The organism is Achromobacter colocynthidis (assembly GCF_057334535.1).
Genome location: NZ_JBHFIZ010000038.1, coordinates 463,780 through 486,293, shown reverse-complemented (window position 1 = coordinate 486,293; position 22,514 = coordinate 463,780). Strand labels below are relative to the sequence as shown.

Sequence of the window (22,514 nt, the reverse complement as noted above, 5' to 3'; positions counted from 1 at the left end):
ACGGTTTGTGCGTAGGTTTACTTCACCGCTTGGTTGCGGGCTCGCTGGAAGACGGGTCCCCAGGAAGGATGCCCGGCTTCATTCGGCGCTAGTTCAAATGCAGGATCCAGCGCCAGGATGCGGGCAAAGCTGTCTTCGCACAACTGAGCGTAGCGGCTCACGCAGTAACTGAACGCCTGCAGCTTATAGGCCTCGATGCGTACCGCCTTCGTCGATGAGGCCAAGGTATCAGAGGTGGCGACGGTGCGGATGACCTCCCCGTACCGGCCCGCTCCGTAGGTGTCGCGGACTTGTTGCAATTGAGCCAGTGCCTCGGCGCTGGGCGGGCTTTCGGGTTGCGACGAGATTCCGGCGCAGCCCGCCAGCAATACTGTCGCGCCGAGCAGGCTGCTCAGAAGGCGAATTTTCATAGCTTATAAGGGGGAGGAGGATTGGGCGAAGCGTAATCGTGCCACAGCCTGATGCGCTCGGACATCTTCGGCAATGTCCTGGTGTTGCGGATTGGATAATATTCACACTATTCCATCTTCGCATCACTCCGCGCATGAGCGCAATTTCCATCATGTCTTCCTCCACCGGCCTCTTGACGCCGCGTGGGCCGTTTTCAGGCGCCGCGCCGCTTGCCTTGCGTCCATTGAGCGCGATCGCCGCCAGCATGGCGGGAGGCGTGCCGGAATCTCGCATCAAGCGGCTTGTCTCCGACCTGTTGCCCTCGCTGATCGCCCTGCACGCGCAGGGTGAGATTTGTGGCGATATCTCGCTGGACACCGTGGGGATGGACGAGAACGCGCGCGCCCATTTGCTGCCCGAACTGGTTGTTGCGCGCTCGCGTCGTGCGAGCCGCAGTCCGACGCCCGGTTTTGCGCCGTTTGAGCTGTATACCGATTCCATGGAATGGCCCAGAGGCCCGTGGAGCGACATCTACGCGTTGTGCGCGGTGATGCATGCCTTGGTGACCGGGCATCGGCCGCCGCCCGCTCCAGAGCGGCGCGCAGAGGATGCCTACGAACCGTTGACGTCGCTGGGCCTGTCCAAATACAACCCGGAATTTCTGTCCGTCATTGATAGCGGCCTGGCAATGTTGCCGGCTGACCGGCCGCAGACCTTGGCCGAGCTGGCTGCCCTGTTGGGGGTAGCCGCGTATATCGAGCCATCTCCGGACGAGGCAGACCTCGTCGCCGGTGCCAGCAACACGCCGCCGCCCGCGGCGGCGGCGGTGCGCAAGCCAAGCCGTAGTCGTCGTCCGTTACTGGGAATGCTGGCGCTCCTGGCCTTGATCGGCATCGGCGTGTATGGCTGGTTTCACTGGGGCAAGGGCGCGCCCAATGCGCTGATCACCCGTTCCGAAGTGGTCATGCCCAACCCGCCGGCCGTGCACCCGATGCCTCCAGCTGCCGTGCCGCCCGCGGTCGTGGCCACGCCTCCCGCCGCGCCCGCCGCGCCCGCCGCGCCGCAACAAGTGCCGGCCACCCCCGCTACGCCCGCTACGCCCGTCGAGCCGGCGACGGCCACACCATCCGGGGCGCAGAATGCGCCGGCAATGGCGTCCGAGCCATCCGAGCCCCCGTTGGCCGCGGCCACGCCGGGCGCCCAAGCCCCGGCACCTGCTGATGCGGCCACGGCTGCCGACGGTGTAGCCAACAAACCCAAGCCTATGGGTGTGCCTGTCCGGGTGCGCCTGGATATCCGGCCGTGGGGTGAAGTCTGGGTCAACGGTGTGGCGCGCGGCATCAGCCCGCCAGTCAAGGAAATACGCTTGATACCCGGCAAGTACCAGGTGGTGCTGCGCAATGCGGACCTGCCGCCGTACCGGGGAACGCTTGAAATCAAGGCCGGCAAGCCGGCGGTAATTTCCCACACCTTCCAGTGATGCGCCGGACTGGCGGGGCTACTTCCCGTCCTCGGCTTCCGGCGCGACAGGCAAGCACAAGGTGAACACAGACCCCACGCCGATTGCGCTACGGACTTCCACCGTGCCGCCATGGCGTTCAGCCACGGTGCGCACGAACGCCAGGCCCAGCCCGGCGCCGCCCACGTCATTCCGGGTCTCGACGCCCACACGCGAAAAGGGCTCGAACAGCCGTGCCAGATCGGATTCGGCGATGCCTTGTCCCTGGTCCTGGACGGTTACTCGCCAGAAATCCTGAGACTGTTCTATTGCGCATTCGACGCATGTCTGGGGTGGGCTGTACTTGATGGCGTTGTCGATCAGATTGCATAGGGCGCGCATCAGCAGCGTCTGATCACCCAGTGTGTAAGCAATCGGCAGCGGCGTGCGCAGGCGCAGCGTGATGCCGCGCTTGTGCGCGGATGCCCAGAACTCGTCCACGCCGTCTTGCAGCAGGCTACCCAGATCGAGTTCGACGGCACCGATCGTCATTGATTCCGCGCGCGTCAGGTGTACGAAGTCGTCAACCAGATGCAGGGTGCGGTTCGCAAGGGTGGCGATGCGGGCAAGCGTTTCACCCTGCCCATCCGGGGCGCCCGATTCCTGCTTCATCTCGACCAGCGCCAGGATGGAGCTTTGGGGGGCGCGCATGTCGTGCGAGATAAAGCGCAGCGTCTCTTCACGCTGGCGTTCGGCTTGGCGAATGCGCGAAATATCCGTCAACGTGGCGACGGTGCCCGCGAAATTGCCTTCGGCGGTGTGGATCGGCGCGCACTTCAAGATCAGGTCGCGCCCGGCGTAATCGCGCACTTCCAGATCGGCCGTCCATCGCGATGTGTCGTTGGTGGGAAGCTTGCCGCGCAGGGCGTCGGCCACGCGCTGCCGCGTCGTGTCGTCGGAAATCGTTTTCTCAAGCAGGTGCGTGGCGGGGTGGCCCACGCGGGGCGGGCGCATGCCCAGCCGTTGGAAGTACATGACCGCGGCCTGGTTGCGAAACTGCATGTGGCCTTCCTGGTCGAAGACGAGCGTCGCGTCGGGCATGCCGTCCAGTCCATCGGCCAGGAAGCGCCGCAGGTTACGCACGCGCTCCAGCGCGCGCTGCAATTCGCCAACTCGGCTTTCCAGCGATGCATTCGGGCCGGTCGACGGGGCGCGCGCTTCATTCAAGACGGGGGGATATTCGCGTTGCAGCCGGCGTAGTTCATGGTCCATGTAACGCAGCGCCGCCTCCTGGCTACGCCAACTCCATAGCGGATAGCAAAGCGCCACGCCCACAAGGGCCGCGGTCGGCGCGAACCACAGGCTGGCGTAGGCCAGCAGCAACCACGCTGTCAAAAGGATGCCGGCAACGAGCGCAACACTGACCAGTAATGCCCGCTTGGGCGATAGCCGCCACAGCGCCAGGCAGGCCAGCAGTACGGGAAGCGCGGAAAACAACGCGTTCCAGGCAGCGGGCGGGCGATGGTAGGACACGCCGTCGCGGGCGGCCTGCATCAGGTTGGCGATGATCTCCACGCCCGACATGCCGCTCAAATCGTGCGCGACCGGCGTGGGGTAAGCGTCGCCCAGGCCGGTCGCCCAGGCGCCTACCAGCACGTACTTGCCGCGCAAGGCCTCCGGGCTCAGGTCGCCTCGCAAGACAGACAGGTAGGAAACGGTGCGCATGTGGCCAGCGGGGCCTGTGTACGGGATCAGGATGTCGCCGCTGGGCCCTGCTCGTTGTAGAAACCGTTCCACCTCTTTGCCTTGGCCGCCCACCTCCAGCATGGAGAGAGCCAGGTGGTTGTGGCGCTTGCCCGCGAATCGGGTCGTCAACGTGGCTTCACGCACCATGCCGTCGGGATCAATGCGCGCGTTGATGATGCCAGTTGAAGCCGCGGCGTTCGCCAGCGCGGGGATCGGCGCAGACATCGCGGAAGGATTGTTCAAGCGGTCCAGGACAACCGGCAGCACCGTCCGGCCATTGCGCTGGATGCTCTGGGCAAGCAGCAAGTCGTCGTTGGGATTGACCGTGTCGCTTTCCGCGAAGATCAAATCCAGCCCAACCGCCCGGGCGCCTTGAAGACGGTCCAGCAACGCGGCATGGATCGCCCGCCGCCAGGGCCATCGCCCCAGCGTTTCGATGCTGGCGTCATCAATGGCGACGATCAGAATATCCGGGTCAGCCGCGCGGCCGCTCATGGTGATGGCGCGGTCGTACAGAATCTGATCGACCCGGCCCAGGCCATTCAACAAGCCCAGCAAGGCCGCCAGCGCCGCCAATATCACCGTCAGCCACAGCCCTGAGCGCGAGGTCCGGTCGAGGGCGTCGGGGGTGTCGGCCATCGGGCAGTGCCTAGTATTCAGTCAGCGTGATGAGTCCGCCTGTGCCGCTGCTGACCCCCAGGCCGAACGAGGTCATCAACTGGTTCGCGCCTTCAAACGTGGCGACCGCGTCTTGTCCGCTCAGGCCCAGATCGTCGACCGCGCGCACCGAAACGTAGAACGTGCCGGAACCCGGCGCGTTGAAGCTAATGCTGTTCGTGGCGAAGCTGGCCGACGATACCGGCAGCGCGCCTTCGGGATCGCGTGACACGCGCACCAGGTAGCTTTGCGCACCGGCCACGGGCGCGAAGGCGCTGGTCCAGGCGCCGCCGCCTGTGCGTTCGGGGGCGCTCAGTTGCGGCGCGGCCAGCAGTTCGCGCACACCGGACACGCTGCCGTCATTGCGCACGGCCGCGCCATAACCGCGCGCCACCGAGACGGGCTTGGCGGGCGCGGTTCCCGGCGCATGCGCCTGCAGCCGCACGCTGCCTTCCAGCACTTCACTGTGCACACCGCCTGCGCCGCTTTGCACGCGGAATCGCGTGCCCCGCACGCCCGTTACCGCGACAGGGGTCCGGACTTCGAAGCGGCCGACGCCTTGGCCAGCGGGCGCGACGGTGGATTCGACGCTGCCGCGCTGCACATGGATGACGGAGTCGGTCAGCGCGGTGCCTTCGAACTGGCGCAGCCGGGTCAATTCGACCGAGCCGCCGGCGGGCAGCGTAAGCTTGGATCCGTCGGCCAATTCCAGAGTCACGAAGCCATTCGGTGAAGTCACCACCGTGCTGCCTTCCGCCACACTGGCGCCCGCTTGCAGGGTCTTGCCGTTCAGGTCGGCTTGCCCGCTGACGTGCACCACGCGCGCTTGGGCGGGACGTTCGGGAATCATCGATAGCGGAATCCGCAATTCGAGTCCGATGGGCAGCAATTCCGGCGTGACGACCTTGTTCAAGGTTTGCAGCTGCGTCCAGTTCGCCTGATTGCGCGTGTACTGCGTGGCCAGGTTGATCAGGGTGTCTCCCTGACGCACGCGATAGATGAAGTCGTCGCCCAATGCTCCTGCGGGCTGGCTGCGCACAGCCGTGGACACGGACAGGCAGGAAAGCAAGGCAAGCAAAGAAAGCGCGCGGCAGCGGCTCATAAGAATCAGTTCTCCAGGAGTGCGCGCGTCGTGTCTACGACGGGCTGGCCGGGTTGTCTTCCACGGCGCTGTTCAGTTCCAGCCGATAGCCAAGCGCATAGGACGAACTCAGGCGCACGCCGTGTTCGGGGCGTAGCTGGAGTTTCTGGCGGATGTTGGACAGGTGCGTATCCAGGGTGCGTGACGTGGCGGGAATCTCGCGGTTCCACACGCATTCGGCAATCACGTCGCGCGACATGAGCCGGCCCAGATTGCGAAAGAACAGCAGCGCAAGATCGAATTCCTTGGGCGCCAACGACACGGCGGTGCCGTTTAGCGAGATCGTGCGCGCTCCAGGCTCGATGCGGTAGTGCGCCACGTCGAAAGTGTCATCGGCAGGTTCGGCGATCTGGCTGCGTCGCAACAGCGCGGCTACGCGGGCCAGCAATTCCAGGGGGCGCAGCGGTTTGACGATGTAATCGTCGGCGCCGGCGCGCAGCCCTTCCACCAGGTCGTCTTCAGAAGACCGATTGGTCAGGAAAATGACGGGGATGCGGGGGCCGATATTGACGCGCAACCAGCGCACCACATCGTCGCCATCAATATCTGGCAGATGCCAATCCAGCAGCACCAGATCGAAAGTCTCCGAGCGCAACGCAGCCAACAGGTCCCGGCTCTGGTGATAGCTGGAGCAGGTGTATCCCGCGGCAGTCAACACTTGGTGGATGCGCCGGGCTTGGTCAAGGTCGTCTTCCAGCGACGCAATCTTCATCAGAAAAGTCTCGCGGAGGTTTGCTGCGCAAGTTCGCCGTCGGCGACCTACTGCAAAGGTGGGCGAATTTGTGTAAACGAATGATAACTCGCGCGGCGAGGCGTCTGGCTACGTTGTGGCAAGAACTGTCAAACATTGCAAAGTTAACGAATCTTGACTGGAGTTGTTGCGTAACAACGCGCCACACTGTCGCAACCGTCCTACGTGCAGCGTCACATGCGGTCGCGTGGGCGGTGTCGGTCAGGGGGTTGAAATTGCTATGAATCAATTACGCATACTTATGATGTCGCCGGACGAGGTCGCGCGAAACGCCGCCGTGTCGGCCTTGCTGCAAGCTGGAATCTCCGCTCGTGGCTGTTCGACCTCACTCGAGCTGTTCGGATTGCTCAATAGCGGTGTCTACGATGCCGTTGTCCTAGACGTTGGTACGTTGGGGGAAATCGGCTATGCGCTCGTCGCCCGGTTGCACGGGTCTTCGCCCATGGGAATCGTGGTGACAGGCAGGGGCATTTCCGTGGATAGCCGGCTGCGTTGCTTGCAAAGCGGCGCCGACGCCTGCTTGCCCGATCCCCAGGATCCGCGCGAACTCGCATGCATCCTGCTGGCGCTGGCGCGGCGCTTGCCGCCCAGTCAAGAGACCCCGGCGGCTGATGACGCGGTGACCGGTCAATGGGAACTGCGCGATCAGGGCTGGACACTGGTTGCCCCATCGGGGGCGACGATCTCGCTGTCGGCCAATGAGCGCCTGATCGTCCGGGCGCTGCTTGAGGTGGCGGGCAGGGCGGTCGGACGCTCTGAATTGGGCGATGAACTGCGGGTCGAAGGAGGCGGGGCGCGCGCCAGTGGGTCGCGCAGCATCGACGTCATCGTCAGCCGCCTGCGCCGCAAGGCCGAACTGGCGGGGGTGATGTTGCCGATCCGCACGGTGTACGGCAGCGGTTACTTGTTCGCCGACCGCTAAGCCGCCACCTGGCGCTACACTGCCGAATGCGCTGAAACCCCATGGTTTACCCGCAGCTTGCCTCTTCGCAGGCAGGGTTTCCCGGCCTGTCGGTATGTCGAATCTCTCCGGCAACGCGGCCCCATTTTTCACAAGCACCGTCCAAGTCGCTGCCTTTTCGCCGGCTTTTCGCAATTTGCGCGCCGCGTCGCTCGACTTACAAAAAACTTTGACAGTACGCCTTGATCTCAGTTATGCTAAAGGGCTTACTGCTTTATTTCGCGCGCAAAATCTGTACGCTAAAGGCAAACAGTTCAAGAGCTTAGTCAGGGTCTGAAACCCGGTCTGAAACCCGGTCTGAAACCAAGGTGCGTCACGAGCCTTTTGTTTCGGGGCCATCAGTTTCGGGTCCATCAGTTGCAACTACCTCTTGGCTGCCCGGCCGCTATCAGTTTTGTGCGTTTGTCATAGTTTGTTGGCAAGCCCGCTCTTTTACGTACATGAACGTTTGAGGCGGTTTTGCGCGAACTGCCTTCTCCGAAAGACACTCTTCTGGAGACGAGTACGTAAGTACTTACCAGTGGTACGTAAAAGGGATTTCAAAGGTCATGCCTACCATTAGCCAACTCGTGCGCAAGCCGCGCGAAGTCAGCATCATCAAAAGCAAGAGCCCCGCGCTCGAAAACTGCCCGCAACGTCGCGGCGTGTGCACTCGCGTGTACACCACCACCCCCAAGAAGCCGAACTCTGCTCTGCGCAAGGTTGCCAAAGTGCGTCTGACCAACGGTTACGAAGTCATTTCGTACATCGGCGGTGAAGGCCACAACCTGCAAGAGCACTCGGTGGTTCTGGTGCGTGGCGGTCGTGTGAAGGACTTGCCCGGTGTGCGTTATCACATCGTGCGCGGTTCCCTCGACCTGCAAGGCGTCAAGGATCGTAAGCAAGCCCGCTCGAAGTACGGCGCCAAGCGCCCGAAGAAGGCTTAATAACGAGTCAGCAGTACCCCCGTGTGGCGGAAGCCCGTCACTAGGGAAGTGCGACCGCGCCCTCCGGCTTTTGGGATGGAGCGCGGCACGTAAGGGGTCGTCCCAATGGGCGGCCATGGCCGTGTAATGAAACACGGTTCAACTGAACAGACACAAGGAAGCAACAATGCCCCGTCGTCGCGAAGTACCCAAGCGCGAGATTCTGCCCGATCCCAAGTTCGGTAGCGTCGAGCTCGCCAAGTTCATGAACGTCGTCATGCTGGACGGCAAGAAGGCCGTCGCCGAGCGCATCGTTTACGGTGCCCTCGAGCAAGTGCAAACCAAGACCGGCAAAGAGCCGATCGAAGTTTTCAGCCTGGCGATCAACAACATCAAGCCGATCGTCGAAGTGAAGAGCCGCCGCGTTGGCGGTGCCAACTACCAAGTGCCGGTTGAAGTGCGCCCCGTGCGCCGCCTGGCCCTGGCTATGCGTTGGCTCCGTGAAGCCGCCAAGAAGCGTGGCGAGAAGTCGATGGATCTGCGTCTTGCTGGCGAACTGATCGACGCCTCCGAAGGTCGTGGCGCCGCGATGAAGAAGCGCGAAGACACGCACAAGATGGCAGAGGCCAACAAGGCCTTCAGCCATTTCCGCTGGTAATTTAAGGACTAATCCACCATGGCCCGCAAAACCCCGATCGAGCGCTATCGCAACATTGGTATCTCTGCGCACATCGATGCAGGGAAAACCACCACGACCGAACGTATCCTGTTCTACACCGGCGTCAATCACAAGATTGGCGAAGTGCATGATGGCGCTGCCACCATGGACTGGATGGAACAAGAACAAGAGCGTGGCATCACCATTACGTCGGCAGCTACGACGGCGTTTTGGCGTGGCATGGCGAAGAACTATCCCGAACACCGCATCAACATCATCGACACCCCGGGTCACGTGGACTTCACCATTGAGGTGGAACGTTCCATGCGCGTCCTGGACGGTGCTTGCATGGTCTATTGCGCGGTGGGTGGCGTTCAGCCCCAGTCCGAAACCGTGTGGCGCCAAGCCAACAAGTACGGCGTGCCGCGTCTGGCCTTCGTCAACAAGATGGACCGCACCGGCGCCAACTTCTTCAAGGTCTATGACCAGCTGAAGAACCGCCTGCGCGCCAATCCCGTGCCGATCGTGATCCCGATCGGCGCCGAAGACACGTTCCAAGGCGTGGTCGACCTGGTCAAGATGAAGGCGATCATTTGGGACGAAGCCAGCCAAGGCATCAAGTTCGACTACCACGATATTCCCGCCGAGCTGGAAGGCCTGGCCAACGAATGGCGTGAAAAGCTGGTTGAAGCCGCCGCTGAGTCGTCGGAAGAGCTGATGAACAAGTACCTGGAAACGGGTTCCTTGGACGAAGCCGAAATCAACCTGGCCATCCGCCAACGCACCATCGCTGGCGAAATCCAGCCGATGCTGTGCGGCACCGCCTTCAAGAACAAGGGCGTGCAGCGCATGCTGGACGCGGTCATCGACTACCTGCCTTCGCCCGTGGATATTCCCGCGGTTGACGGCCAGGACGACGATGGCAATCCCATCACGCGCGAAGCTGACGACGGCGAGAAGTTCTCGGCGCTGGCATTCAAGCTGATGAGCGATCCGTTCGTGGGTCAATTGACCTTCGTGCGCGTTTACTCGGGCGTCCTGAAGTCGGGCGATACGGTCTACAACCCCATCAAGGGCAAGAAGGAACGTATCGGTCGCATTCTGCAGATGCACGCGAACAACCGCGAAGAAATCAAGGAAGTGTTGGCAGGCGACATCGCCGCCGTGGTGGGTCTGAAAGACGTGACCACCGGCGAAACGCTGTGCGACACCGACTCCCACATCCTGCTCGAACGCATGATTTTCCCCGAGCCCGTGATTTCGCAGGCCGTGGAACCGAAGTCGAAGGCTGACCAGGAAAAGATGGGTCTGGCGCTGTCGCGTCTGGCTCAGGAAGATCCGTCGTTCCGCGTGCGCAGCGACGAAGAATCCGGCCAAACCATCATTTCCGGTATGGGCGAGCTTCACCTGGAAATTCTGGTCGACCGCATGAAGCGTGAGTTCGGCGTTGAAGCCAACGTCGGCAAGCCGCAAGTGGCCTACCGTGAAACCATCCGCAAGACCTGCGACGAAGTTGAAGGTAAGTTCGTCAAGCAGTCGGGCGGCCGTGGCCAGTACGGTCACGTGGTGCTGAAGGTCGAGCCGTTGCCTCCTGGCGGTGGCTACGAATTCGTGGACGCCATCAAGGGCGGTGTGGTTCCTCGCGAATACATCCCCGCGGTGGACAAGGGCATTCAGGAAACGCTGCCTTCGGGCGTGTTGGCTGGCTACCCGATCGTCGACGTCAAGTGCACGCTGTTCTTCGGTTCGTACCACGATGTGGACTCGAACGAAAACGCGTTCAAGATGGCCGGCTCCATGGCATTCAAGGAAGGTCTGCGCAAGGCTAGCCCCGTGCTGCTGGAACCGATGATGGCCGTTGAAGTCGAAACGCCGGAAGACTACGCTGGTACCGTGATGGGCGATCTGTCCTCGCGTCGCGGCATGGTCCAAGGCATGGATGACATGGTCGGTGGCGGCAAGACCATCAAGGCTGAAGTGCCCCTGGCCGAGATGTTCGGTTACGCCACGAACCTGCGTTCGTTGACGCAAGGTCGTGCCACGTACACGATGGAATTCAAGCATTACTCCGAGGCTCCCAAGAACGTCGCTGACGAAGTCATCGCCGCTCGGGCCAAGTAAATAACCCTAGCCAGGTCCGCCCATCCGGGTGGCCTGGCAGATTCAAGTTTCCTTGAAAGTTAAAGGATAGAGATCATGGCAAAAGGCAAGTTTGAACGTACCAAGCCGCACGTGAACGTGGGTACGATTGGTCACGTTGACCACGGCAAAACGACGTTGACGGCAGCTATCACGACCGTTCTGTCGAACAAGTTCGGTGGCGAAGCCAAGGGCTACGACCAGATCGATGCGACTCCTGAAGAAAAGGCTCGCGGCATCACGATCAACACCGCCCACGTCGAGTACGAAACGGAAGCGCGTCACTACGCTCACGTTGACTGCCCGGGTCACGCTGACTATGTGAAGAACATGATCACGGGCGCCGCGCAAATGGACGGCGCGATCCTGGTTGTGTCGGCCGCTGACGGCCCGATGCCGCAAACGCGTGAACACATCCTGCTGAGCCGCCAAGTTGGCGTGCCGTACATCATCGTCTTCCTGAACAAGGCTGACATGGTTGACGACGCCGAGCTGCTCGAGCTGGTGGAAATGGAAGTTCGCGAACTTCTGTCGAAGTACGACTTCCCGGGTGATGACACCCCGATCGTCAAGGGTTCGGCCAAGCTGGCGCTGGAAGGCGACAAGGGCGAACTGGGCGAGCAAGCCATCATGGCTTTGGCCGCTGCACTGGATTCGTACATCCCGACGCCCGAGCGCGCCGTGGACGGCACGTTCCTGATGCCGGTTGAAGACGTGTTCTCGATCTCGGGTCGTGGCACGGTGGTTACCGGCCGTATCGAACGCGGCATCGTGAAGGTCGGCGAAGAAATCGAAATCGTGGGCCTGGTGCCGACGGTCAAGACGACTTGCACGGGCGTTGAAATGTTCCGCAAGCTGCTCGACCAAGGTCAAGCCGGCGACAACGTGGGCATTCTGCTGCGCGGCACCAAGCGTGAAGACGTCCAGCGTGGCCAAGTGTTGGCCAAGCCGGGCTCGATCACGCCGCACACGGACTTCACGTCCGAGGTGTACATCCTGTCCAAGGAAGAAGGCGGCCGTCACACTCCGTTCTTCCAAGGCTATCGTCCCCAGTTCTACTTCCGCACGACGGACGTGACGGGCACGATCGAGCTGCCGGCCGACAAGGAAATGGTTTTGCCGGGCGACAACGTGGCCATGACGGTCAAGCTGTTGGCTCCGATCGCCATGGAAGAAGGCCTGCGTTTCGCCATCCGTGAAGGCGGTCGTACCGTCGGCGCCGGCGTCGTCGCCAAGATCCTGAAGTAATTCGGATCACTTAAGCAGCAAACAACCAGCGAGGGCGCCTCGTCGCCTTCGCCTCTCGTTCTTTAGGAAACGCCATGAAAAACCAAAAGATCCGTATCCGCTTGAAAGCTTTCGATTACAAGCTGATCGATCAATCGGCCGCTGAAATCGTCGACACCGCCAAGCGTACCGGCGCCGTTGTCCGCGGCCCGGTGCCGCTGCCCACGCGTATCCGTCGCTACGACGTCCTGCGTTCGCCGCACGTCAACAAGACGTCGCGCGACCAGTTCGAAATTCGTACGCACCAGCGCCTGATGGACATCGTTGATCCCACCGACAAGACCGTTGACGCCCTGATGCGTCTGGACCTGCCGGCCGGCGTCGACGTCGAAATCGCGCTGCAGTAAGACGAACCGAGCCTGCTACCTTCGCCGGTAGGCTCGTAAAAAATGGCCGTATTCCCCAGGGAATGCGGCCATTTTGTTTTTGCGGCGTAGCCTGCGGCCGATGTGTTCAGATCACCACCGGCTCCACGGCATTGCAGATGGCTCGCACCAGGCTGTAGACGGTCAACGACGAGGTCTTCGGGTTTGCGGCCAACGGCTTGCCGCGCATCGTCAGTTCAAACTCGCCGAATGCACCCTTGGCATGAACGTGATGCACGTTGTCCTGCACATCGGGGTCGGCCAACAGGCGCACACGTGTACGGTCCAATCCGATCCCGGCCAGTGCCAGCGTGGCTGCCACGTTGGCGTTTTTCGGATAGGTGGCCGCGGCCTCGCGCGCGGTGCCTTCGAAAATGACCGTAGCGCCGTGGTCCAGCGTTGTCAGATCGAACTGCTTATCCGCTGGTGTGCCGCGCCAGGCAAGCGGCGGCTTGCGCCCGGTGTACACCACGTCGTCCAGATCGCCATGCCGTGCCGCAGCCAGCGCATCAATGGCGCCGATCGCACCTGACAGCAGTTGCACGCGCGTCTGGCCGGCGCGCGCGGCTTGTTCCAACGCTTCAATGAGCCCTGGCGCCGCCAAGGCGCCTACCGAGGCGACGACGCATGGGATTCCCGCGCGCAGGGCGGGCAACACATGCTCAATGATGGCGCTGTGACCGGCGCATTCCACCAGCAAGTCCGGGCGCGTGGGCGCCGCGTCAAGCGCGGCGTGAATGGTGGCCTGCGGCGCCCAGGGCTGGATGCGCTGGCGCGCATCGTCCAGATGCGATGCGGGCACAAGCACCGTAGTCACCGCCAAGTCAGTACGGTTGGCAAGCAACTCCAGAGCGGCGACGCCGATTGCGCCGCAGCCCACCATGGCTATCTTCAACATCGGTACATCCTCAAATTGGTACGGGTTCAGGGTCAGGTCCTTCCGGAGACGACGTTGTGCTCTGCCACTGGCGGCACATAATCGAGCGAGACGGACAGTTCATGCGCAGCGGCGCATACCGCGTGGATGACGGAGGCTTCGTCGATCGTCGGTTCTTCAGGCCCTTGGGTGGGTATGGTGACGCCCAACGCCGCGACGACGCGGCCGCTGGCATCGCGCACGGGCGCCGCAATGCTGCCGACGATAGCTTCATAGAAGCCGCGTTCGATCACATAGCCTCGCGCCAGATCTTCCTGAAGCAAGGCGTGCAGCGCCGGCACGCTGCGCGGCGTGTGCGCTGAGTGCGGCGGCAAGGGATCGGCGCCATAAAGATCAAGTAGCTCGGGCAGGGAAAGGTCGCACATGACCGCCCGGCCAAGCAGCGTTGCATGGGTCGGCAGGCGGGTGCCGACGAAGACCGTGCTGACGAAGGGCGTGGGCGCGGAAACCTTGGCAACGACGACCGCGGAGCGGCGGTCGCGCACCACCAGATTGGTGGAATAGCCGGTGGCGTCACGCAGGCGTTCCAACAACGGCCGGCCCAGGTCGGTGAGTTCCAGCGACGCCAGATACTCAAAGCCCAGGCGCAGCACGGCCATATCCAGCCTGTACGCCGCGCCGCCGTCGACCCTGCGGACGAAACCCAGGGCCTCGAGCGTGTTCAACATCCGGAACACGGTTGAGCGCGGAATGTTCAACCGGCGCGCCAATTCCGGGGCGCCCAGCACACGATCTTGACGGTTGAATTCGCCCAGCAGCCGCAAGCCTCGCTCAAGCGCCGGTACGGTGTAGCGCTTGTCTTCATTCACGTTGGTGTCTTCAAGCAAAAGGGGACTCCGTCTTGACGCCGCCGTCGTTCCTGGCCGAGCCGCGCACGATCTCGGCGACTTGTGCGGGGCGCTCGATATGGCAGGCATGGCCCGCGCCGTCGATCAGTGCAAACGAAGCGTGCCAGGCTTGTGCCACGGTTTGGCCTTGAGCGGCGGGCGTGATGACGTCGTGATTGCCCACCCGCACGTCCACCGGCATGGCGGGTGCTTGACGGGACAGGAGGTCGCTGTCGCACAAAAGGCTGACCGCTTGGCGGTACCCGGCCGGCGAAATCTGGCGCATGTTCCAGCTCGCCCATTCCCGCATGGCCGGCGTCGCCGCATTCGATAGCAATGCAGCAGCCCGTTGCGCGGCGATGCCCTCGATGCCCTCTGCCTCTAATAAGGTCAAGCGGCGCGTTCGTACGGCCTCGCGTTGTGCCTCGTCATGGCTTGCATACCCTTGGGCGGGACTGAGCAGCACCAGTCGCCGAATCGCGACGTGCGCGTTGCCGGCCCCGCGCGCCGCATAAGCGCCCGCCACGATGGCGCCAAGGGAATGGCCCACAAGCACGCATTCCGACACCCCCGCGTGCGCCAGCAACTGATGCAAGGCGTCGGCGTAATCGTCGGCCGACGGATGCGCCTGGGGCAGCGGCGTGGAACCGGCATAGCCTGGCGCGTTCCAGGCGATGACGCGAAACCCGTCGCGCAACATCAGCGCGACATCCAGCCAGCAGCCGGCGGCAGACCCGATGCCGTGCAGCAAAACCACGGCGGGGCCGGTGCCCGCGCTTCGGTAGGTGAGGGTGCCGATCGCCGAGGGCGCCTGGTGCAAAGGGAAGCCTTCATCCAGGTCTTCAAGTCGGGCGGACAGCGCGCGCGTTGGGTCGGGCCCCAGGCCAGATCCCGTTGGCGACACGGAAGAAATGAGTGCAGTGGGCATACGGGTAATCCCGGGAATGGTTTTTGATGCAGCGCAATTATACTGCGTCCGTCTCATTTGCAAATCAACGTTTCACCAATAAAACGTACGCCACTCCGATGTCGCAACGGCCGGGCAGCAGCGCCAGCCGCCCGACCCTAACGCGTGGAAGTACAGACCCAGGGGAATACCAGCATGACCCAGTACTCGCCGCGCCGTGCGGTTTCCGTCGGCCTCGCCGTCGCCTTCGCCAGCCTGGCGCCCATCGTCACCCATACCGTGCACGCGACGCCGGCCGTGGAGGCATCGTCCATCACCCTCTACGGCCTGATTGACATGGGCTTCCGATCGGACACCAATGACCACGCCACCAAGCTCAGTGTCGACAGCGGTATTTCGAGCCAGTCGCGATGGGGCCTGCGCGGGGTCGAGGACCTGGGCAATGGCCTGGCGGCTACCTTTCAGTTGGAAAGCGGCTTCAACGGCGACAACGGCACCAACACACAAGGCCGGCTGTTCGGCCGCCAGGCCACGGTCGGATTGAAGGGCGGATTCGGCGAGGTACGGGTGGGACGCCAAGTGGTGTTCGGCTATGCATGGACACCGTTTGTCGCCAGCCCGTTCGGCGTGTCGTGGTCACGCAATTCGATCGGCAACACCTTTGGCTATAAATCCGGGGACTTCGGCGTCGACGGTCGCATCAGCAATTCCGTCCTGTACTTCACACCAGCCTGGAATGGGCTTGAGGCCGGCATCGGCTACAGCTTTTCGCCCGATGCGGAGCAGGGCTTCCGGACGGCTGACAATGACCGCGTGGTGACGGCCGGCCTGCGCTACGGCCACGGCCCGCTGAAGCTGGCCGCCACCTACGAGCAACTGAACGCGTCGAACCTGACGCCAGCACGCCGCGACGCCAAGAATCTACAGTTGGCCGCCGCTTACGATTTCGAGATCTTGAAGCTGCACGCCGGCTACAACGAACAGCGCGACATCAATCTGAACCCCGCGCCCGGTTACGTCGCCGCCGGTGGCGACCGCGACCGCGTCTACACGTTCGGCGTCAGCGTTCCGGCGGGTCGCGGCCGCGTCATGGCCAGCTACCAGCACGCCGTACTGTCCCAGGCATCCGGCGTGGGGGTGGCCTACCAGCACTACCTGTCCAAGCGCACGAACCTGTACGTGCTCTTCAACGATACCGACACGCGCGACCACACCACTGGCGACGACATCAGCCGTCGCCAGTTTGGCGTCGGCATCCAGCACTCGTTCTGATCGCAATCCCCGTCTTTTCCCGCCAGGAATCGCCTGGCCGAACGTGACCAAAAGGAAACGCCATGAATGCTGCACCCCAAAACCATGAGATTCCCGTTCCCGATCAGGAGAACCCCCAATTCGCCAGTTGGAAGCGTCCCAAGGACAAGTCACTGGGCGAATGGATGGAGACTCGGGTCGCCCGCCGCGCGACGCGGTCCTACGACTGGAACGCGCTGGGCTGGCAGGCCGAAGTCGACCCCGTCTATCGCCGTGCGCAAACGCGCTACATCGGCACCGGCGCGGCTGGCGTGCGCGATGACCAGAACTCGATTCCGGCCGAGCACTTCACGTTCTCCACGATGGTGCTGCCCGCCGGCTGCGAAGGTCCCATGCACGTACACCCGGATGTCGAAGAGGCCTTTTTCATCCTGCGCGGCCACAACATCCGCTTGTTCCTGGAATACCAGGGCGAGACCTTCGAAACCGTGCTGAGTGAACGCGACGTGATCTCGGTGCCGCCGGGCATCTATCGCGGCCTGCGCAACGAAGGCCAGGAAGAAGCGCTGATGTGCGTGATGCTGGGCGCGAACCGCCCGGACCTGCCGGACTATCCCGCCGACCATCCGATCGCCATCGCCAAGGCGGAGCGTAAACGCGCTGCGGCAGCGGCGAAGGCGTGATGCATGTGTCTTGCAGCATCTGCCGAAATGAGCCCCCGAATTTAGCCCCTGTATGAAGTCCCCGTTTGGAGACCCCTTGATGAATCGCAGATCTTTCCTGGGGGCGGCCGCCGGCATGGCGGGCGCCCTGATGTTGCCCGCGGCGGGTGCGGTGCATGCCGCACCGGGCGGCAAATTCACGTTCCTGACGCCGTTCACCTTGTCCTTGGCATTTGCGCCTGTGCTGTATGCATCGGCGTCCGGCAAGTTCAAGGCGCAAAGCCTGGACCTGCGCGTGGAAGTCGGCCGCGGCGCGGCGCAAGTGGTGCAACTGGCCGCGGCGGGCCAAGTCAGCGCCGGCCGCACGGGTGCCGCCAACTACATGTCCGCCCGCGCGCAAGGTAACTCCGACGTCGTCGCCTTCGGCACCATCGCCCAGATTTCGCCCTTCGTCGTGGTGTCCGCCGAGCGCGCGCCGATCGCGGACGCTCGCGAATTGGCCGGCAAGATCGTCGGGCTGGCCTCGTTTGGAGGCTCGATGGAAGCCACCTTGAACCTGATGCTGGCGCACGCCGGCGTCGACCCGAAGTCGGTGCGCCGGGAGCGGGTCGCTGATGGCCCCGCGTCGTTCGCGATGATCGAGGCAGGCCGCCTGCACGCATTCTTTGGCAATACCAGCACGGTGTCGCGTTTGCGGGCGCAAAAGCTGGCGATCTCGGTCATGCACGCCGACGACGGCGTGCCCGGCCAGGTCTATGTGGCGCGCGAAAGCGAACTGGCGGCAAACCGTGACGCCTATGTCGCCTTCACCCGTGGCGTGGTGCAAGCCGTGAGGGAGCTGGCCACGATGGATGACGCAGCCTTGATGCAAGCCATCGCGCTGATGGGGGACGCGTTCGATATCCCCGGTATCGAGAAGACCGATATCGCGCTGCAAGACCTGCGCGGCAACCGCGAACTGTGGCTGAGCCATGGCGCGGACCAGGCGGTGCGCAACGATCCCAAGCAATGGCAGGAAGGCAGCAAGCTGCTGTTGGACGCCGGCCTGATGCGCGCAACCGATCGCAAGCTCTATACCAACGACATCTGGGAGAGCGCTGTTGCCTGAAGCCCTATCCATAGCGCCGGCGGTGGATGCGGGCACGGCGATCGTCCGCTTTATCGACGTCACCAAGAAATTCAAGACCGACTCAGGCGTGACCACCGCCTTGCAGGGGGTGAACCAACATATCGCGCCGGGCGAGTTCGTTGCCATCATCGGGCCGTCTGGCTGCGGCAAGTCCACCCTGCTGCGGCTGCTGTGCGGCCTGGAGTCGCCCAGCGAAGGCCAGATCGCCTGGCCGGGGCGGGGCGCTTCCAATCCGGTTCGCTTTGGCGTTGCCTTTCAAGAGCATCGTTTGCTGCCATGGCTGAACATCGAGCAGAACGTGGCCCTGCCCAAACTGATGACCACGGGGGCGACGTCCGCCGATCTGGAGCGCGCACGGCAGTTGTGCGCCATGGTGGGCCTTGGCGGATTCGAAAAGCGCAATCCGTCGGAGCTATCTGGCGGCATGCGCCAGCGGGCCTCGTTCGCGCGGGCGCTGTTCTCAAACCCCGAGTTGCTGCTGCTGGACGAACCCTTCGGTGCGTTGGATGCACTGACTCGCGAGCAGATCATTGCGGACGCCGAACGCATCTGGATGCGCGAGGGCTTTGCGGCGTTCCTGATTACTCACTCGATCAGCGAGGCCGTACATCTGGCCGACCGCGTCATTGTCATGTCTGCCCGTCCGGGCCGCGTGGCGGCGGAGATCCGCGTGGATCTGCCGCGTCCACGCACCGAGCAGCGCGAACACCCCGAATATGCGCGGCTGTGCGCCGAACTGCGCAAGCACCTGGAGATCTGAATGAAACGCTTCGCCATTCAACTCTGTTCCGTGGTGGTGTTCTTTGTTCTGTGGAAAAGCTATGTGACGCTTTTTGACGTGTCGCCGCTGGTGTTGCCGCCGCCCGAGGACGTGCTGGCCGCGCTGGTGCAGTTGATGCAGCGGCCCGATACCTATTTCCACATCTATACGACACTGGCCGAATGCCTGGGCGGGTTCGTGATCGCGGTGGTGACGGGTACGTTGATCGGCCAGGTGCTGGGCAGGGTCGAACTGCTGGACACGATCTTCAAGCCATTCGTCGTCGCCTTGCAACTGACGCCCAAGGTTGCGCTGATTCCGCTATTTATCCTCTGGTTCGGCTTTGGCATCGAATCCAAGATCGTGATCTCGGCGCTGATGGCGTTCTTTCCCGTGTTTGCCAATAGCTACCTGGGAGCGAAATCGGTCGACACCGGCCTGGTCGAGGTCTTTCAGGTGGGCAACGCGACCGGCCGCAAACGTTTCCGCCTGCTGGTGATACCGGCGTCGCTGCCCTATATATTGACGGGCATGGAAATGGCGATCGTGTTGTCCATCATCGGCGCGGTGGTGTCGGAGTTCGTGGCCGGCTCGCGAGGGCTGGGCTACCTGGCCACCGTCAAGTTGCAGGACATGGAGGTCGACACGCTATTCGCCGTGGTGCTGTTGCTGGCCATGATCGGCTTTGTGCTGTACTTCGCGGTGGGATCGCTTCGCAAGGTGCTGATCCCCTGGCACGAGTCGGGCAGGGCCAGGAAAACGGCTTGAATAGCGACCCTGAGGCGGGCGTCGTCGCCAGGTAAGCGGTCACTCACTATCCCAAGGGCGCCCTGTTCGCGCGGCCGCCTGTTGGGCAACCCAACCGGGAACCTGTTCGGTAACCGATTTTGCCCGTTTGAAGTGTGGCAAAACAGCCCACTTCCCCAGGCCCAAAGCGGGCTAAGTGCTTGTGCCGCCTGAAAAAATCATGCTAATATGCCAAGCTTGCCATTTTGTGGCGAGTCTAACTATGGGCGGATTGGCTTGAATTGCTCCTTTGCTGCAAGGCAAAGAAGTCGCTAGAGGCAACACCAACCAGGTTGAACATAGTCGTAGGGCAAAGGCCGTTACCTTTTGCCTGATTAGCCCTGACCAATCGCAGTCAGGAATGGAGAAAACGATGTCGAATTCGACACCCACGCCCGCCGCTCACCGGCTGGGGCTGGTGGGTCGCAAGGTCGGCATGACCCGCATTTTTACCGAGGAAGGTGAATCCATCCCGGTAACCGTGCTGGACGTGTCTAACAACCGCGTGACCCAAGTTAAGTCGCTGGAAACCGACGGCTACGCCGCGATCCAAGTGGCTTATGGCACTCGTCGTGCCTCGCGTGTGGCTCAGCCGCAAACGGGCCACTACGCCAAAGCCGGCACTGAAGCCGGTAGCATCCTCAAAGAATTCCGCCTTGATCCCGCTCGCGCTGCTGAATTTGCAGCCGGTGCCGTGATCGCCGTGGAATCCGTGTTCGAAGCCGGCCAACAGGTCGACGTGACGGGCACGACCATTGGTAAAGGCTTCGCCGGTACCATCAAGCGTCACCACTTCGGTTCGCAACGCGCGTCGCACGGTAACTCCCGTTCGCACCGCGTTCCCGGCTCGATTGGCCAAGCTCAAGATCCGGGCCGCGTGTTCCCGGGTAAGAAGATGGCTGGTCACCTGGGTGATGTCACCCGCACCGTTCAAAACCTCGACGTCGTTCGCGTTGACGTTGAGCGTGGCCTGCTGCTGGTCAAGGGCGCTGTCCCCGGCCACGCTGGCGCCGACATCGTCGTGCGCCCGGCCATCAAGGCCCCGGCCAAGAAGGGAGCGTAAGTAAATGGATCTCAAGCTCCTGAACGACCAAGGTCAGGCCGCTGCTACGTTCAGCGCGCCCGATACGATCTTCGGCCGTGACTTCAACGAAGCACTGATTCATCAGATCGTGGTGGCTTTCCAAGCCAATGCCCGTGCCGGCAACCGCGCTCAGAAGGATCGTGCCGAAGTTAAGCACTCGACCAAGAAGCCCTGGCGCCAGAAGGGTACCGGCCGCGCACGCGCTGGTATGACTTCGTCGCCGCTGTGGCGTGGCGGTGGTCGGATTTTCCCGAACTCGCCCGAAGAGAACTTCAGCCAGAAGGTCAACAAGAAGATGTACCGCGCCGGGATCCGTTCGATCTTGTCGCAACTGGCTCGCGAAGACCGTATCGCCGTTGTCGAATCGTTTGATCTGGAATCGCCCAAGACCAAGGCTGCTGCTGCAAAGCTGAAGAGCCTGGGCCTGGACTCGGTCCTGATCATCACCGACAGCGTTGATGAGAATGTTTACCTCGCCACCCGCAACCTGCCGCACGTTGCTGTTGTCGAGCCCCGTTATGCCGATCCGTTGTCGCTGGTCCACTACAAGAAAGTGCTGATCACCAAGCCGGCCATCGCTCAACTCGAGGAGATGCTGGGATGAACGCTGAACGCTTGATGCAAGTCATTCTGGCTCCGATCGTGACCGAAAAGGCCACGTTCGTCGCTGAGAAGAATCAGCAAGTCGCTTTCCGTGTCGTGGCTGACGCTACCAAGCCGGAAATCAAGGCTGCCGTCGAACTGCTCTTCAAGGTGCAGGTCGAGTCCGTGCAGGTCCTCAACCGTAAGGGCAAAGTCAAGCGCTTTGGCCGATTCGTTGGCCGTCGCCGTAATGAGCGCAAGGCTTACGTGTCGCTCAAGGACGGCCAGGAAATCGACTTTGCGGAGGTGAAGTAAATGGCCCTCGTAAAAGTTAAGCCGACTTCGGCTGGCCGCCGTGGCATGGTGAAGGTTGTTAGCCCGAACCTGCACAAGGGTGAGCCCTACGCGCCGCTGCTGGAAAAGAAGACCCGTGGTTCTGGCCGTAACAACAACGGTCACATCACGATCCGTCACCGTGGTGGTGGTCACAAGCAACACTACCGTGTCGTCGACTTCCGTCGCGACAAGGACGGTATCCCGGCAAAGGTCGAGCGTCTGGAATATGACCCCAACCGTACGGCGCACATTGCACTGCTGTGCTACGCCGACGGCGAACGTCGTTACATCATCGCTCCGCGTGGTCTGGAAGTGGGTGCTACCTTGCTGTCGGGCACCGATGCTCCGATCCGCGCTGGTAACACGCTGCCGATCCGCAACATCCCGGTGGGTACGACGATTCACTGCGTCGAAATGCTGCCTGGCAAGGGTGCTCAAATGGTCCGTTCGGCCGGCGCTTCCGCCGTCCTTCTGGCTCGCGAAGGCATCTACGCTCAGGTTCGTCTGCGCTCGGGTGAAGTTCGCCGTGTGCACATCGAATGCCGCGCCACCATTGGTGAAGTCGGTAACGAAGAACACAGCCTGCGCCAAATCGGCAAGGCCGGTGCAATGCGTTGGCGTGGTATCCGCCCGACGGTTCGTGGCGTTGCCATGAACCCGGTGGATCACCCGCACGGTGGCGGCGAAGGCCGTACCGGTGAAGCACGCGAGCCGGTCAGCCCGTGGGGCACCCCGGCGAAGGGTTTCAAGACCCGTCGCAACAAGCGGACGAACAATATGATCGTCCAACGGCGCAAGCGCAAGTAAGAGGCGAA

General features: G+C 62.5%; 23 protein-coding genes. 16 read left to right on the top strand and 7 right to left on the bottom strand.

The window, feature by feature from the left end:
• Positions 1-17 precede the first annotated feature (17 nt).
• Entirely contained in the window at positions 18-410 is a 393-nt protein-coding gene (locus tag ACE04A_RS26435) for a TssQ family T6SS-associated lipoprotein (RefSeq protein WP_259251250.1), read from the bottom strand.
• A 152-nt stretch (positions 411-562) separates the two neighbouring features.
• Between ACE04A_RS26435 and ACE04A_RS26430 the strand changes: the two genes are divergently transcribed.
• The gene (locus ACE04A_RS26430; protein WP_448715665.1) at positions 563-1,870 is read left to right on the top strand and encodes a serine/threonine-protein kinase; all 1,308 of its coding nucleotides are present in this window, start codon (positions 563-565) and stop codon (positions 1,868-1,870) included.
• A gap of 18 nt (positions 1,871-1,888) precedes the next feature.
• On the opposite strand, the gene ACE04A_RS26425 is transcribed toward ACE04A_RS26430, so the two are convergent.
• Genes ACE04A_RS26425 through ACE04A_RS26415 form a run of 3 tightly spaced genes read right to left on the bottom strand, consistent with a single transcriptional unit; the run spans position 1,889 to position 6,084 of the window.
• On the bottom strand, positions 1,889-4,213 hold the full coding sequence (locus ACE04A_RS26425; RefSeq protein WP_485820683.1) for a CHASE2 domain-containing protein: 2,325 nt from the start codon (positions 4,211-4,213) through the stop codon (positions 1,889-1,891).
• 10 nt (positions 4,214-4,223) lie between these two features.
• Positions 4,224-5,333 carry a FecR domain-containing protein gene (locus tag ACE04A_RS26420; RefSeq protein ID WP_448715663.1) on the bottom strand — a complete coding sequence of 370 codons (1,110 nt, stop codon included), beginning with the start codon at positions 5,331-5,333 and terminating at the stop codon, positions 4,224-4,226.
• Positions 5,334-5,367: 34 nt separating this feature from the next.
• On the bottom strand, positions 5,368-6,084 hold the full coding sequence (locus ACE04A_RS26415; RefSeq protein WP_279993460.1) for a response regulator transcription factor: 717 nt from the start codon (positions 6,082-6,084) through the stop codon (positions 5,368-5,370).
• A 259-nt stretch (positions 6,085-6,343) separates the two neighbouring features.
• Between ACE04A_RS26415 and ACE04A_RS26410 the strand changes: the two genes are divergently transcribed.
• The 6 genes from ACE04A_RS26410 (at position 6,344) to rpsJ (ending at position 12,420) form a co-directional block, all read left to right on the top strand.
• The gene (locus ACE04A_RS26410; protein ID WP_259251245.1) at positions 6,344-7,045 is read left to right on the top strand and encodes a response regulator transcription factor; all 702 of its coding nucleotides are present in this window, start codon (positions 6,344-6,346) and stop codon (positions 7,043-7,045) included.
• A gap of 587 nt (positions 7,046-7,632) precedes the next feature.
• A complete protein-coding gene (gene rpsL / locus ACE04A_RS26405) occupies positions 7,633-8,010 on the top strand; it encodes a 30S ribosomal protein S12 (RefSeq protein WP_005017264.1) in 378 nt (125 codons plus the stop codon).
• Positions 8,011-8,176: 166 nt separating this feature from the next.
• Positions 8,177-8,647: a 30S ribosomal protein S7 gene (gene rpsG, locus ACE04A_RS26400; protein WP_006216561.1), complete on the top strand. Its 471-nt coding sequence runs from the start codon at positions 8,177-8,179 to the stop codon at positions 8,645-8,647.
• An 18-nt stretch (positions 8,648-8,665) separates the two neighbouring features.
• Positions 8,666-10,768 carry an elongation factor G gene (gene fusA / locus ACE04A_RS26395; RefSeq protein WP_259251240.1) on the top strand — a complete coding sequence of 701 codons (2,103 nt, stop codon included), beginning with the start codon at positions 8,666-8,668 and terminating at the stop codon, positions 10,766-10,768.
• A 75-nt stretch (positions 10,769-10,843) separates the two neighbouring features.
• Positions 10,844-12,034 (top strand): elongation factor Tu, encoded by a 1,191-nt coding sequence (gene tuf / locus ACE04A_RS26390; RefSeq protein WP_006221899.1) that lies wholly within the window; start codon positions 10,844-10,846, stop codon positions 12,032-12,034.
• Between the two features lie 74 nt (positions 12,035-12,108).
• Positions 12,109-12,420 carry a 30S ribosomal protein S10 gene (rpsJ, locus tag ACE04A_RS26385; protein WP_003806903.1) on the top strand — a complete coding sequence of 104 codons (312 nt, stop codon included), beginning with the start codon at positions 12,109-12,111 and terminating at the stop codon, positions 12,418-12,420.
• Between the two features lie 106 nt (positions 12,421-12,526).
• Here the strand turns inward: rpsJ and ACE04A_RS26380 are convergent, their stop codons facing one another.
• The 3 genes from ACE04A_RS26380 to ACE04A_RS26370 are packed head-to-tail and all read right to left on the bottom strand — an operon-like array spanning position 12,527 to position 15,130.
• Entirely contained in the window at positions 12,527-13,336 is an 810-nt protein-coding gene (locus ACE04A_RS26380) for an aspartate dehydrogenase (protein WP_485820682.1), read from the bottom strand.
• A gap of 32 nt (positions 13,337-13,368) precedes the next feature.
• Positions 13,369-14,202 (bottom strand): IclR family transcriptional regulator, encoded by an 834-nt coding sequence (locus ACE04A_RS26375; RefSeq protein ID WP_448718217.1) that lies wholly within the window; start codon positions 14,200-14,202, stop codon positions 13,369-13,371.
• A complete protein-coding gene (locus ACE04A_RS26370) occupies positions 14,195-15,130 on the bottom strand; it encodes an alpha/beta fold hydrolase (protein WP_448718218.1) in 936 nt (311 codons plus the stop codon). Before ACE04A_RS26370 ends, ACE04A_RS26375 begins: the two co-directional genes overlap by 8 nt.
• A 174-nt stretch (positions 15,131-15,304) precedes the next feature.
• Here ACE04A_RS26370 and ACE04A_RS26365 point away from each other — a divergent pair, with 174 nt between their 5' ends.
• The 9 genes from ACE04A_RS26365 (at position 15,305) to rplB (ending at position 22,506) form a co-directional block, all read left to right on the top strand.
• Positions 15,305-16,381: a porin gene (locus tag ACE04A_RS26365; protein ID WP_259251234.1), complete on the top strand. Its 1,077-nt coding sequence runs from the start codon at positions 15,305-15,307 to the stop codon at positions 16,379-16,381.
• A gap of 62 nt (positions 16,382-16,443) precedes the next feature.
• Positions 16,444-17,043: a cupin domain-containing protein gene (locus tag ACE04A_RS26360; protein ID WP_279993454.1), complete on the top strand. Its 600-nt coding sequence runs from the start codon at positions 16,444-16,446 to the stop codon at positions 17,041-17,043.
• 79 nt (positions 17,044-17,122) lie between these two features.
• The gene (locus ACE04A_RS26355) at positions 17,123-18,130 is read left to right on the top strand and encodes an ABC transporter substrate-binding protein (RefSeq protein ID WP_447992221.1); all 1,008 of its coding nucleotides are present in this window, start codon (positions 17,123-17,125) and stop codon (positions 18,128-18,130) included.
• Positions 18,123-18,911 (top strand): ABC transporter ATP-binding protein, encoded by a 789-nt coding sequence (locus ACE04A_RS26350; RefSeq protein ID WP_448718221.1) that lies wholly within the window; start codon positions 18,123-18,125, stop codon positions 18,909-18,911. Before ACE04A_RS26355 ends, ACE04A_RS26350 begins: the two co-directional genes overlap by 8 nt.
• The gene (locus tag ACE04A_RS26345; RefSeq protein WP_279993452.1) at positions 18,912-19,679 is read left to right on the top strand and encodes an ABC transporter permease; all 768 of its coding nucleotides are present in this window, start codon (positions 18,912-18,914) and stop codon (positions 19,677-19,679) included.
• A 391-nt stretch (positions 19,680-20,070) separates the two neighbouring features.
• Positions 20,071-20,760, top strand: a complete 690-nt coding sequence (gene rplC / locus ACE04A_RS26340; RefSeq protein WP_050448287.1) for a 50S ribosomal protein L3 — start codon at positions 20,071-20,073, stop codon at positions 20,758-20,760.
• Between the two features lie 4 nt (positions 20,761-20,764).
• On the top strand, positions 20,765-21,385 hold the full coding sequence (gene rplD, locus ACE04A_RS26335) for a 50S ribosomal protein L4 (RefSeq protein ID WP_006216558.1): 621 nt from the start codon (positions 20,765-20,767) through the stop codon (positions 21,383-21,385).
• Positions 21,382-21,678 carry a 50S ribosomal protein L23 gene (rplW, locus tag ACE04A_RS26330; protein WP_006216557.1) on the top strand — a complete coding sequence of 99 codons (297 nt, stop codon included), beginning with the start codon at positions 21,382-21,384 and terminating at the stop codon, positions 21,676-21,678. Before rplD ends, rplW begins: the two co-directional genes overlap by 4 nt.
• Positions 21,679-22,506, top strand: a complete 828-nt coding sequence (gene rplB, locus ACE04A_RS26325; protein ID WP_006216556.1) for a 50S ribosomal protein L2 — start codon at positions 21,679-21,681, stop codon at positions 22,504-22,506.
• The last annotated feature ends 8 nt before the right edge of the window (positions 22,507-22,514 follow it).